General features: G+C 44.4%; 11 protein-coding genes. 7 read left to right on the plus strand and 4 right to left on the minus strand.

The genetic code is table 11. The annotated features are described in order from the left end of the window. Positions 1 to 275: 275 nt before the first annotated feature. Positions 276 to 932: a prepilin-type N-terminal cleavage/methylation domain-containing protein gene (locus IKN49_06380; GenBank protein ID MBR3632661.1), complete on the plus strand. Its 657-nt coding sequence runs from the start codon at positions 276 to 278 to the stop codon at positions 930 to 932. Between the two features lie 34 nt (positions 933 to 966). Here IKN49_06380 and IKN49_06385 read toward each other — a convergent pair whose 3' ends face one another. From IKN49_06385 to nagB, 3 genes are all read right to left on the minus strand, one after another. Beyond that, the gene (locus tag IKN49_06385; GenBank protein ID MBR3632662.1) at positions 967 to 2,349 is read right to left on the minus strand and encodes an MATE family efflux transporter; all 1,383 of its coding nucleotides are present in this window, start codon (positions 2,347 to 2,349) and stop codon (positions 967 to 969) included. 72 nt (positions 2,350 to 2,421) lie between these two features. Then, positions 2,422 to 3,576 carry an N-acetylglucosamine-6-phosphate deacetylase gene (nagA, locus tag IKN49_06390; protein ID MBR3632663.1) on the minus strand — a complete coding sequence of 385 codons (1,155 nt, stop codon included), beginning with the start codon at positions 3,574 to 3,576 and terminating at the stop codon, positions 2,422 to 2,424. A gap of 10 nt (positions 3,577 to 3,586) precedes the next feature. Next, complete coding sequence (nagB, locus tag IKN49_06395; protein MBR3632664.1) at positions 3,587 to 4,387, minus strand: glucosamine-6-phosphate deaminase; 801 nt, start codon at positions 4,385 to 4,387, stop codon at positions 3,587 to 3,589. Between the two features lie 105 nt (positions 4,388 to 4,492). On the opposite strand from nagB, the gene IKN49_06400 reads away from it, so the two are divergent. Genes IKN49_06400 through IKN49_06420 form a run of 5 tightly spaced genes read left to right on the plus strand, consistent with a single transcriptional unit; the run spans position 4,493 to position 11,781 of the window. Next, positions 4,493 to 4,987: a prepilin-type N-terminal cleavage/methylation domain-containing protein gene (locus tag IKN49_06400; protein ID MBR3632665.1), complete on the plus strand. Its 495-nt coding sequence runs from the start codon at positions 4,493 to 4,495 to the stop codon at positions 4,985 to 4,987. A gap of 59 nt (positions 4,988 to 5,046) precedes the next feature. After that, positions 5,047 to 6,594, plus strand: a complete 1,548-nt coding sequence (locus IKN49_06405; GenBank protein MBR3632666.1) for an FAD-binding protein — start codon at positions 5,047 to 5,049, stop codon at positions 6,592 to 6,594. Positions 6,595 to 6,650: 56 nt separating this feature from the next. After that, positions 6,651 to 8,855 carry a hypothetical protein gene (locus IKN49_06410; GenBank protein MBR3632667.1) on the plus strand — a complete coding sequence of 735 codons (2,205 nt, stop codon included), beginning with the start codon at positions 6,651 to 6,653 and terminating at the stop codon, positions 8,853 to 8,855. Next, complete coding sequence (locus IKN49_06415; protein ID MBR3632668.1) at positions 8,855 to 10,090, plus strand: glycosyltransferase family 4 protein; 1,236 nt, start codon at positions 8,855 to 8,857, stop codon at positions 10,088 to 10,090. Before IKN49_06410 ends, IKN49_06415 begins: the two co-directional genes overlap by 1 nt. A gap of 2 nt (positions 10,091 to 10,092) precedes the next feature. Next, the gene (locus IKN49_06420; protein MBR3632669.1) at positions 10,093 to 11,781 is read left to right on the plus strand and encodes an FAD-binding protein; all 1,689 of its coding nucleotides are present in this window, start codon (positions 10,093 to 10,095) and stop codon (positions 11,779 to 11,781) included. A 52-nt stretch (positions 11,782 to 11,833) separates the two neighbouring features. Here IKN49_06420 and gpmA read toward each other — a convergent pair whose 3' ends face one another. Continuing rightward, positions 11,834 to 12,583, minus strand: a complete 750-nt coding sequence (gene gpmA / locus IKN49_06425) for a 2,3-diphosphoglycerate-dependent phosphoglycerate mutase (GenBank protein MBR3632670.1) — start codon at positions 12,581 to 12,583, stop codon at positions 11,834 to 11,836. A gap of 82 nt (positions 12,584 to 12,665) precedes the next feature. Between gpmA and IKN49_06430 the strand changes: the two genes are divergently transcribed. Continuing rightward, positions 12,666 to 13,397 carry a hypothetical protein gene (locus IKN49_06430; protein ID MBR3632671.1) on the plus strand — a complete coding sequence of 244 codons (732 nt, stop codon included), beginning with the start codon at positions 12,666 to 12,668 and terminating at the stop codon, positions 13,395 to 13,397. Positions 13,398 to 13,417: the final 20 nt, after the last annotated feature.

Raw genomic sequence — 13,417 nt, forward strand, 5'->3', positions numbered from 1 at the left:
ATGGTGTTGTTTATTTTTTGGCCGTTTTGTCGTCGTGAAATAAAAAACACTTGACTCGTTTTTTTTTTTTGCTACGATTTTCTTATGTGCTGAAGTGTTTGTGACACTTTTGTCGTTTACGCGCAATTTAGCGGTGTTTTTGTGCCGTTAAAGCATGGTTTATTTTTCGAGGAGAACATATGAAAAAACATATAAAAACAAGTCGTTTCCTATATAACAGCCCTTGTCATCCCCGAGTGTTTTTATCGAGGATCTCAACCGTATTAAAAAAGTGGATGAGATTCCCGATTACGGCCTTCGGGAATGACAGTATAGTACGAGGTTTTACCCTAGTAGAATTACTAGTAGTCGTACTGATTATCGGCGTACTGTCTGCGATTGCAATTCCTCAATATCAAAAGGCAGTAGTGAAGGCGCAATTAGCACAGGTAATGACTCTGTATGGTGCTTATCATCAAGCTATTGATGCCTATATCATGGCCAATGGATATCCTGGATCAGAAGATGTGTTCTTTACCGGAAATGGAAATGGTGGCGGAAGCAATCAGGTTTGGACTTCCTTAGATATTTCTTATCCGGTTGTAAATCAATCGGGTGGTATTGATGAAATTGTGGTGGCTGGAAAACATATTACGATGCAGGCAAAAATAAACTCGACCGTTGCCAATATTACCATATCCGATTTAGGAAATGATAAATATTTGCAAGGTTGTGGAGTGAGTTTAGCAACCTTTCCTGGCGATGGGTGGTATTTAGGAGGATTTTATTCTCGTCGCAGTTCTTTGACAACAGCACTCTCATGGTCTAATTCCGCTAGTGAATGCCCGGAGATGAAGAAATTAATGTGTCAATATTGGAAATCAAATGGAACTGGATTGTTCCGTCCCACAGCAAGTTCTCAATGTACAGCGGTTGGGGTTAGTGTGCCTTAACATCAAAAAATATGTTTGCAGTCCTGCACAACGTTTAAAACTTTTTACTGAAGAAGAAATTTTGTTTGTATTTAACAAAATATCCGCGTAACATAAAATAGGTTAACAGACAAGATAATACATCCGCCACGGGGGGTGTGAAAAATACTCCGTTTAAGCCGAAAAACAAAGGCAAAATAATCACTAAAGGGATTAAGAAAAGTACTTGGCGGGATAAACTTAAAATCAAAGCTTGTACGGGTTTATTGATAGCTTGGAAAAAGCTGGTGCCCAGTATTTGCAAGGCCGCAAACAGGGTAAAGATATTGAGTACGCGGATTGCATAAGCAGTCATACTCAGTAACTCGGTGTCGGTGGTATTAAAAACGCGTGCGATATAAGGGGCAAAACAAAGAGCTAAGGCAGAGCCCACTAGCCCAATGCCTGTTCCCCAACGTAAAGCTATTTTTAAGGTGTGGAAAGCGGTGGCAAATTTCTTAGCTCCGTAGTTATAGCCGATGAGCGGCTGTGCCCCTTGGCTTAGGCCAATGAGCGGCATTAGGAATATGGCATTGACACTGACTGCAATCCCCATCGCCGACACCGCCACATTTCCTCCGTAACGCAGTAGTGCGTGGTTGAGTAAGAAATTAAGCACGCTCGATGCCAATTGAAATATCATTTGAGAGAATCCTATTTTCATACTGGCCCAAATGATACTACCGCGCAAGCACATATCTTGCAAACGCAAGCGGAACTTAGAACGAGGATTGCAAAAAAACAACATAATCCATGAAAAAGAAACGATCTGCCCGCACAAAGTGGCGGCCGCAGCTCCACGTATTCCCCAATGCCAGACAAAGATCGTCAGAGGGGCAACGGTTAAATTCAGAAATGCTCCGATAAATTGGGTGGCCATGGCAGTTTTAGGATGTCCGCAGGAACGAATAAAATTGTTCATGCCGGCGCCCATATGGAACAGCGCATATCCCGGAAGGACAAGCTGCATGTAAGGCCGAGCATAGGGTAGCGTGATTTCATCAGCACCTAAGAAATGCAAGATAGGATCTAAAAACAAGTAGCATAATGCCATAATGCTTAAACTAATTAACGAAAGCATCACAAACGCATTACCGATAATCAGCCGAGCCTCTTCTTCTTGTTTTTCGCCCAAACGGATAGAAAAAAGCGCATTAGCACCTATCCCAATCAATACGCCAAAAGCCATGAAGAAAAATCCCATCGGAAACAATAACGTGATACTGGCAATTCCGGGAGCTCCGAACTCTTGCCCCACGTAAACACGGGTAATAATGTTATAGAGTGCGCTGACAAACATCCCCGCTATGGCCGGAGCCGAAAACTTAATCAGCAGGCTGGAAATAGAGGCCGCCTTAAAGGGATTGGTAGCTTGATTGGTTGTGTTTATATCTGTCATATATAATGTAAAAAGCCGCCTAAACCAGCGGCGGCTTTGCATCGCTTTCCATTATTTTACTAAAAAGATAAATCACTCAACAACCGACCGATGCGCTAAGAAGACACGTTGCAACTGCAGTGCATCATCTAATAAGATGATATCGGCATCTTTTCCAACGCTTAAAGAGCCTTTTTGTTCAAGTCCTAAAATGCGGGCCGGATGTGTGCTGGCACAGGCAATGGCTTGCGGCAAAGTATATCCCCACGAAATTAAATTTTTTACTCCTTCCAGCATGGTTAATCCGGAACCTGCCAACACACCATCAGCTTGGCGTACCCACGCGCCGTCTTGCCATTTCACTTCTTCTGCGTTAGCAATGAAGGGGGGATTATTTTGAAGAGTAGGCCGCAGGGCATCGGTAACCAGTACGATGTTTTCAACCGGCTTAAAACGGCGCAGACCGACTACCAAATCCGGATGAACATGTACGCCGTCTGCAATAATTTCTGCGGAAATTTCCGGATGCAACAGTACCGCTCCCACGGCGCCTAACGCGCGGTGATGTAGCGGGGGCATGGCATTAAACAAATGGGTGGTATGGGTAATACCTAGAGAAACCCCGTGCATAAAGTTTTCATAGGAAGCATTGGTATGTCCGGCCTGTAGTAAGATGTGATGTTTTTGACAGAAAGGAATCAAACTTTCTATATGCGCAAGTTCCGGGGCTACCGTCATGCTGATAATATGTCCGTCGGATGCCTTATATAAGCGTTCCAGTACTTTTGCATCTACGGGTAGGATATCCTGCGGTTTCATGACCCCCGGTTTTTCGGGAGAAATAAAAGGCCCTTCCAGATGAAAACCCAATAAACGGGCACCGGTTTCTCGTCCGAAGGCAGGAGTCATTTGTTCTAAAAATTTCTCCAATGTACTGGGTTGCGCGCAGTAGAGGGTAGGACAAAAGGCAGTTACTCCTGTCTTTGCTAAGGCATTTGACATTTCGAGCAAGGCTTGCGGAGTGCCTTGTTCGGTTCCAAATCCAGCCAAGCCGTGAACATGCGTATCTATTAATCCCGGCGCGGCAAAAGCTCCGTGTGCGTCTACCACAGGTTGTTGCAGAGGCAGAGGAGCCTCTTTCATGGGGAAAACGGCCTTGATTTTACCTGCTTCTATTTCCAGCCCGTGATCTGCTAAGACCTGTTGAGGGGTAATCAGACGAACATTAGTAATAAAAAAATGTTTCATAAAATCCTCTTTATAAGTCTATATAAAAATCTTGGTCCGGTTGGCGACGGTTGTGACGTTGCCAATCTGCTTGCAGCGCTTGTGGAAGCTCGGCAGCTGCCGGTGAATCAATGAGTAACATAGCATGATGATGTGCATGCAAAGCGGTAATGGGCCATTGGGCAGTAATGTCTCCCTGCGCCAAGCGTGCTACTGCCGAGGCTTTGGCCGGTCCGCTGGCTAGAAATAGTAATTCTTTCGCTTCTAAAATAGTGCCGATGCCAACGGTTAAGGCATGTGAGGGAACTTGCGCAGGATCATGATTAAAAAACCGCGCATTGGCTTGTCGGGTGCTATCTGTTAAAGAAATCATGCGCGTGCGGCTGTCTAGCGTTGAGCCGGGTTCATTAAAAGCCAAATGACCATTCCTGCCCACTCCGCCTAAAAACAAATCAATACCGCCCTGTTGAGTGATAGCTTCTTCATACTGCTGGCAAGTTTTTTGAACATCTGTTGTTAACCCGTCTAGTAAGTGAATGTTTTCCTGCGACATATCAATAGGGTCAAATAAGTGTTGATGCATGTAATAGGCATAACTTTGCGGATGTTTTGCCGAAAGACCGACATATTCGTCCATATTAAACGTGTGTATTTGCTCAAAATTAATTTTTTTGTGCTGTGCCAAAGAACATAGCGCGGCATACATTTCTTCCACCGTGCTGCCGGTGGGAAGACCTAATGTAAACGGATAAGCAGGCGCAGCCAGAAACTTTTTGACGATGTAAGAGGCTGCCCAAAGCCCTAAATTATGAGGAGTAATAATCAATTTCATAGGATATTTGATATCATTATAGTATATTCCGGTTGCGTTGCGGGATTAACAAAAGATTATTTGAATTTTTAGTCAAAAACCTATATACTAGAAAAAGAGGTGCATATGAATAATAGAAAAGGATTTACTTTGTTGGAATTGATGGCTGTTGTTGCTATTGTCGCCATTTTGTCTGCCATGGCGTTGGGTGGATATCGCAAATCCATAGAACGGGCTGCTTTTAATGAAGGAAAGCAAGTGCTACATTCTTTGGCTGCTGCTGCTGATTCCCATTACTACGAAAATCGTTCTTTTCCGAGTGGTTTATGTAATTTGGAGGTAACGATTTCCGGTGTACTCAATAATGTTTCGTGTACAACCCAGCAAACTAAAAATTTCACTTATGCGGGCATTTTGCATACTGGTACGGATTATTATCTTGAGGCTAGCGCCAATACCGGAAGCGGAGCCACTTTGCGGGTATATCTGGAAGGTAATGGCCCTGCCAAATCGGATGGTTCACTAAAAAGGGATGAATGCCGTGGAAATGAAGACTTTTGCAAATCTATGGGATATTCAGACTGTGCGAGTTCCGTTTGTAGAGAGAAGACCATGGATTAGCACTGTTTTACTTAAAAAGCCCCGGCCATTAGGTGCGGGGCTTTTTATATAATATACGTATGAGAACGCTTCAAACAGATTGTTTAGTAATTGGGGCCGGGATTGCCGGTTCCGTATATGCCTATCAGGCGGCCCGCCAAGGGTTACGGGTCGTTTTGCTCAGTTGTGCAGATTGGGATACCGCCAATAGCGATTTGGCGCAGGGTGGTATTGTATATGAGCCGAATTTAGACATAGAAGCGTTATTGCAAGATGTGCGTTTAGCCACCGCCGGTTTATGTAATGAAGCAGCCGTGCGCGAATTATCGAAAGCCGGTTGCGAAGCAGTAGAAAAGATTTTTCTAGCAGATCTCCATACGGATTTCTCTCGTGATAAGCAAGGCAATTTGCTCTACACGCGGGAAGGTGCCCATACCAAAAACCGCATTATTTATTGGAAAGATACCACGGGCCATTCTTTGCTTTCCTCTATTCATAAGGCTTTGCGAAACGAAAAGAATGTTACCGTTTTGGAAAATACTTCCGCAGTTGATTTATTGACGCTTTCCCACAGTTCTACCAACATTATGGATAGATATGCTCCGTTGACTTGTTTTGGGGCCTATGTGTTGGATAATGTTTCCGGTGAAGTGTCTGCTATTGAGGCAAAAAAGACAATTTTAGCTACGGGGGGAGTGGGACAAGTATATCGTCACACTACCAATGCGGCGCATGCGTATGGTCATGGTATTGCGATGGCCTACCGCGTAGGGGCACGTGTGATGAATATGGAATTTATGCAATTCCATCCTACTGTATTTGCCAAAGGTAAAAGTTTTCTCATTTCCGAGGCAGTACGCGGAGAGGGTGCCGTGTTGCGTAACGTGCACGGAGAGGCCTTTATGGCTGCTTATCATCCGCTAAAAGATTTGGCTCCGCGCGACATTGTGGCACGTGCCATAGAAGAGGAACGCTTGAAAACTTCCCACGATTGCGTCTATTTAGATATTACCCATCAACCAGCCGATTTTATTAAAAACCGTTTTCCTGCGATTTATCAAACCTGTCTAAATGAAGGAATTGATATGACCAAACAACCGGTACCGGTGGTGCCGGCCGCGCATTATTTTTGCGGGGGCGTTTATACTACCGTGCAGGGACGTACCAATATTGTTAATCTAAATGCTATCGGAGAAACAGCTTGCACGGGCTATCACGGAGCGAACCGTTTGGCCAGCACTTCTTTACTGGAAGCGGTAGGTTCCGGCTATTTGTGTGCGGCGGCCGATGCGTTGGATATTCAAAAGGAAACCTTCCGTTTGCCCTCTGCCAAAGAATGGATCAGCCAAGACAAAAAACCGGATTTGAATTTAATCAAACAAGATTTGGCCACCCTGAAAAGTACGATGTGGAATTATGTGGGGCTTGTGCGCAGTGCCACGCATTTACGCCGAGCAGAACAAATTTTGCGGCATTTACATCATGAAATTGATATTTTTTACAAAGGGTATGCCCTCAATCAAGAATTGTTGGACCTGCGCAACGGTACGCAAACAGCTCTCTTAATCACCTATGCTGCGTTGAAAAATAAACGTAGTATCGGTTGTCATTTCTTAAGTGATGTATAGCCATCCATAGTTGTGATTTGCAGGTTGCCGGGTGGCCAATTTGTTATAATGAGTTTATGTCTAAATATACCTTTTGTGGAGCCATGCTCCTTTGTTTATTAGCTGTTAATGTAACAGCGCAGTCTGCTTCTTCTAAAATACCGGCAGTAGGGGAAGCAACCTATGCCGAGACTTCTAATACTTCGTCGGACGCATCCCAGGTGGCAGGACCGGGAGTAGTTTCTAAAAGTTCACTGGTTACTCGTATCGACATGCAACTGAGTGATAAAATCCTTCATGCAAATACGTTGGACTACAGCGAACCGGACCCGTTGGACAATGTGGCCGAAAAATGTTTAACGTCCACTCCGGAAGAATGTTTTTTCCTTTACAAAACCTATGAAAATGCTCCGCTGGCTATCACGGCCGCACAAGCAAATTTGGAATTGTCTATTTTGTCTTTGCCACGCGGCCAAGTAAAACAGGCCTTGGCTTATATAGACCGCGCTGCCCAGTTATCTCCGGATGATCCTTTTATAGAACTTACGCGCGGTTGGACATTGTTTGCGGCAGGGAAATATAAAAAGGCCCGGAAGGCTTTTGCGGATATGTTGTACTTAACGGCAGATTTTGAATATGCTTCTTCTGCTAAGCTCGGTACTGCTTTGGCCTATTATTTTGAAGGGAATGCACGGGCAGCTGCGAAGGATTTTCAATATATATACACGTCTAATCCGTATTTGATTTCACTCTCTGTGTATATGATGGGACAAATTGCCGCTTCAGATAAAAATTCCCGTCAATTAGCTCCCGTGTTTTTACAACAGGCGCTCAGTCATGACTCGCATCAATATCCGGCTTTACAAAAACTGGCGGTTTTGTCAGAAAAGGATACCAAACGCCCCTTGGCCTCTTTTCAATACTATTCCACTTTGTACAGTTTAGACCCGACGAACAAAAAAGCATTGAAGAAATTAACTCGCTTTGCAGAAAAATTAAATAAATCGCCGGAAGATTATTTATTTTACTTGCGTTTGGACCAGCCCATTGTGCAAGAATTAGTATCCGTACCTTCGGATACCATCAAAATGGCTTTGTATGCAGACCGCTGGCAGAATCCCGTGGAATTGCAACGTTTTGCTGTGATGCCTGCCGGTATTATGCAAGTGTTGGATGACCGTTTGGGGGAAGTTTTGCAATCTCCCTCGTATGTAACGCGCATTTTGGAATTTAATCCGCAAACACATAGTGTGGATATTAAAGATCCCCGTGGGCATGTGGAGTTTTCCGCTCGTCGGCCTTTTACGTTGAAAACCACCAAAGAACATAAAACCCTTTTAGTGAAGGATGTGCGTGCGGAAGATGTTTTTGCCGCGGATTATAGCGATAAAGAATTAACCGGCAGTTTGCTGGTGATACCTTCTTCCAAAGGAATTCGCTTGGTCAATCAAACGAGCATAGAGGATTTAATCCCTGCGTTACTGGCTACCCAAGCACAAGATATCAAAGAACCGGAGGCCTTACGTGCGCTAGCGGTAGTGTTTAGAGGAGCTTTGCAGCAAGCAATCGAACAACATCAAGCAGAGCCGTACCATATTACCGATAATGATGTCTATTTCCAATTTAAGGGGATCAACTTGGCGGTGCAATCCATGATAGAAGCGACAAAAGATTCCCGCGGGCTTGATTTGTCCGGCCCGGAGCTGGGGTATTATGCCGATTGCGGAGTAGTTTCCTATAGCACCATTGGCAATACGGAACAGAAACCGGACTACTATTATTCTCCGGCCAATTTATCTAAATATATGATATCCAATCCGCCGCAGGATTTATATTCTACCCCTACGGATCCTACTAAATGGTCTGCTATAAAATGGATGTATCTCTACGACGCGGCAGATATAGAAGCACGTCTAAATGATCGTACTCAGTTTGGTCGTTTGCGGGCCTTGGTACCCTTGAAATTATCTCCGCAAGGGCGTGTTCTTTCCATGCGTTTTGAAGGTAGCAAAGGGGAGTATATTTCGGATAATGAACAGGAAACCTTATATATTTTGAGTGCCGGCACTATGCGGTCTAGTTTCTTTGATTTTGTTCCCATGTACAAAGGGAAGAATATAGCACGTATTTTGGTGCGCGGGTATGACAGCGGTACGGGTGTAGGGCTGTGTGTGGCCGGAGCGGAAGGACTGGCTCGCAAAGGCCGGGATTATCAGGGAATCATTAAATATTATTTCCCGCAGGCCCGTATCGTAAATACTGAAACAGGAGAAGTACATTGATGGCTAAAGTAAAAATTTTATATATCATTACTGCCCTTGACCAAGGAGGGGCCCAAAATAGCGTCTTAACAACATTGAAACGTTTGGACCGCCGGGAGTTTGAGCCGTATTTGGCGGCTGGGGCCGGGGGACGTTTAGACGGAAAAACGAAACGGGAATTTAAGAATTTATACTTTATTTCTGCCCTTAAACATGATGTCCGTCCGCGCTATGCTTTGCATGACTTATGGGCCGTGTGGCAAATGGGCCGTTTGATGCGCAAAATCAAACCGGATATTGTGCATACCAATGCTCCTAAAGCCGGTATTTTAGGGCGTTTGGCTGCGCGTATTTTTTGGCGTAAAGCGAAAGTGGTGCATACCTTTCATGGGTTAGGTTTTGCCAAAGAACATGGAGAAAAACATTTTTCATTTTTTGTGAAAACAGAAAAATTTTGTTCTGCCATGACGGATGTGTTGGTGTTCGTTTCCAGAAAAAATGCTGCCGAAGCGGCCGCTTTGGGTATTGGCAAAGGCGTACGGAGTGAAATTATTCGCGCCGGTATTGATTTTACGCGCAAATTACCGGCTAACTTTGATCCTATTGCCAAGAAAGCCTCTCTTAAAATTCCGGCTACCGGACGAGTAGTATTAGCAATTGCTAATTTCAAACCACTTAAAAATCCGATTCATTTTGTATTAGCGGCCTATAAGGTGCTGAGTAAAAATAAAAATGTATATTGCATTTACACGGGAGACGGCCCTCTGAAAGAAACCGCTACTAATTTAGCTCAGCACTTGGGTATTGAAAAACAATTATTTTTTCCGGGATGGCGGGGCGATACCGATGAGTTATTGGCTATCAGCGATGTATATGCCAGCACTTCTTTGCGCGAAGGAGTACCTATGTCCATTTTGGAAGCGCAGGCTCATCAAGTACCGGCTGTCTGTTATGACGTAGACGGCATTAGCGAGGTGGTCACAAATAACCGCACCGGTTTCTTGGTAAAGCGCAATGATATTACCGCTTTAGCTGAAAAAATCACTGCTTTGCTGCGCAACAACGGTCTACGTGAACGCTTTAAGCAAAACATTGCTCGGCGTGATTTTGGCGAATTTACAGTGCCGGTGATGATTCGTCGGCAGGAGCAGTTATACCGTTCCTTGTTACCTAAAAAACAGGGCGTGCGTAAACCTTTTTATAAACGGCATAAGAAATATACCAAACGCAAATTTAACTCCACGGGGGAAAAGTAAGTATGGATTATGCAATCAATGAACTGGAGCAGAAAACATTAAATGCTACCCGCGAACTGGCGCAGAAAAAAATGAAACCTTTGCGCGCAGAAATGGACCGAAAAGAGCAATTTTCTAAAGAAATGTATGAAGAATTCCGCAAAGCCGGTATGTTTGGATTATGGTTGCCGAAACAATACGGAGGATTAGGCGGGGGGATTACTTGCCTGGCAATGGCTTTTGAAGAGTTTTCTCGGGTTTGTGCAGGGTTAGCGTTGACACCGGGCACTTCTGCTTTGGGGGCTATTCCCATGTTTTTGGCAGCTACGCCGGAGCAACGAGAGCGTTGGTGTTATGATTTGGCCAGCGGTAAAAAATTATGGGCTTTTGCCTTGACAGAGCCGGAAGCCGGTTCCGATGCTACTGCGCTTAAAACAACCGCTATAAAAGACGGTGATTTTTATGTAGTCAACGGAACGAAACACTTTATTTCCACCGGAAAAGAAGCTGATTTTTATACGGTGGCCGTTAATACAAATCCATCTCGCGGGGCGAGGGGTATTTCTTTATTAGTCATAGAGAAAGGAATGCCGGGTTTTACTTTTGGAAAGAAAGAAGAAAAAATGGGAATCCGTACCAATCCCACCTATGAGCTGATTTTTGAAAATGTGCGTGTACCTAAAGAAAATTTATTAGGCAGTGAGGGACGTGGGTTATTATACGTGCAAGAAACCTTAGACTATTCTCGTCCGGGGGTGGCAGCTCAAGCGGTAGGCATTGCGCAAGGAGCGTTGGATGAAACGATTCCTTACCTGCGTACCCGCAAACAATTTGGACAACCCATTATTACTTTTCAAGCATTGGCGCACAAAGTGGCAGAGCTGGCTGCTAAGACGGAAGCCGGCCGTGCCTTGGTATATAGTTTAACGCATCGTATGGATGAGGAGTTGTTGCCTGCGGTCAAAGCAGCTCTGGAAAACGGTACCACTGTGCATGACGAATTAAAGAAGATAAAAGGTGGCCGTTGGACCAAATACAGTGCGATGGCCAAACTATTTTGTGCCAATACAGCTATGGAAGTGGCTGATGAGTGTGTCACGTTGTGCGGCGGTGTAGCGTATATGCGAGATTTCCCGTTAGAGAAATATATGCGTGATGCTAAAGTTACCCAAATTTACGAAGGAACGGTACATATTCAGAAAAATGAAATTGCCACCGCCTTAATGAAAGAATATGCTACTGCTACTGCGGCTACTAATCCTCCGGCTCAAACCATTCCGTTAGAAGAGTTGTTGCGGGGCTACTGCAAAAAATATGCCTCGTCCGATAAACACAAAGACAGCCTAGCAGATCTCTCGCAGGCGGAAGTGATTGTGGCAGGCGGTCGCGGTGTGGGTAAGAAAGAAGGTTTTGAATTATTACAAAAATTGGCGGATCGTTTAGGCGGCCTAGTGGCAGGTACCCGCCCGCCCGCAGACAATGGTTGGATTGACACCGGTAACCAAATCGGTATTACGGGAAAAACAGTTAAACCAAAACTCTATATCGCGTGTGGAATTTCCGGCCAACAGCATCATATGGCGGGTGTTAAAGCAGACGTGATAGTAGCTATCAATAAAGATCCCAATGCCCCTATTATGAAAACGGCTAATTATGCGGTAGAGGGAGATTTATATGAGGTAATTCCCACCCTGCTAGGGAAACTGAATTGATATTTGCTTCATACGACCCAAGAAAAGGCTGAAATTTATATTTCAGCCTTTTTTATTTGCAGGTATTGCTTTGAGCGGCGACTTCTTGTATTTTTTGAGCGATCTCATCCGGATTGCCTAAAAAATAATCTTTCAGTACTTTTCCGTGGTCAGTCAATTCAAAAATATAGGGGATGCCTGTCGGTAAATTGAGAGATACAATCTCTTCATCGGAGAGATTTTTGAGATACTTTACGATGCTTCGTAAGCTATTTCCATGAGCACTAATTAATAAATTATCAGCCGTGTGCAGACGCGGCCAAACGACCCATTGCCAATAGGGTAGCAGGCGTTTGGTGCATGTTTTTAGAGATTCCGTTAACGGTAATTCAGAACGAGAAACCGATAGGTAGCGCGGATCTGCGTAAGGAGAGCGAGGGTCATCGGCGGTTAAAGGAGGAGCCGGGATATCGTAACTGCGCCGCCATAATTGCACTTGTTTTTCTCCGTATTTTTGAGCGGTTTGCTTTTTGTTAAGACCTTGCAAGGCTCCGTAATGCTTTTCATTTAATCGCCATGATTTTTCTACGGGAATCCACGGTTGTTCCAATGCTTGTAAAGTGAGATACAAGGTATCTATAGCACGGGTTAAATAAGAGGTAAAAGCACCGTCTAACAGGATATTTTGTTCTTTGAGTAATAACCCAGCCTTAGTGGCCTCTTGTTGGCCTTGTGGAGTCAGCGGAACATCCGTCCATCCTGTAAAACGATTTTCCAGATTCCACGTGCTTTGTCCATGGCGCAGTAAAATAATTTTTTTCATATTTTCTCCTAGAAAAGTAGTGTATAGCTTTGGGGGAGGTTATACAAGCGCGAAAAGTAGTTAGGTTTTGTATAATACAAGTATGAACAAACCGGTATGCATTTTGAAGTTTGGCGGAAACACATTAGCCAATAAACAAAAATTACAGATGGCGGCGCATTTGATCAAACAACGTTATATGGATGGCCTACTGCCCGTGGTGGTAGCATCTGCAAACGGTAATTTGACAGATGTGTTGTTAGATCATGCCTATAGCATCAGTCGTAACCCGGATAAACGCGAACTGGATATGCTAATTACTACGGGAGAACGGGTCAGTGTAGCACTCTTGTCCATTGCACTGCGTGATTTGGACGTGCCTTCTGTATCGCTGACGGGGAGCCAAATTGGCCTAATTACTACTTGCGACCATAACGGAGCAGATATCTTAACGCTTAAAGGCGACCGTTTGAAAAAAGAATTGGAAGCAGGTCATGTACCGATAGTGGCTGGTTTTCAGGGCATCGGAGAAAACAAAGAGATTACCACGCTAAAGCGCGGCGGGTCTGATGTATCGGCGGTGTTCTTGGCTTTCCATTTAGGAGCCGACCACGTGGAAATGATTAAAGATGTAGACGGCGTGTACAGTGCCGATCCCAACAAAGACCAAAAAGCACAAAAATACGAAGTATTGGATTTTGATGAGATGTACAAACTGGCTTTGAACGGAGCGAGTGTGTTGCATCCGGATGCGGTGCGTTTGGCCAAAGAAAAAGGAATAGAGATACGTATTGTACACTATCGAACAGGTCAAACAGGTACGGTGATTAAATAAATTTTGACTGGTTTGACAAA

It is taken from the genome of Elusimicrobiaceae bacterium, from assembly GCA_017528825.1.
GTDB lineage: Bacteria > Elusimicrobiota > Elusimicrobia > Elusimicrobiales > Elusimicrobiaceae > Avelusimicrobium.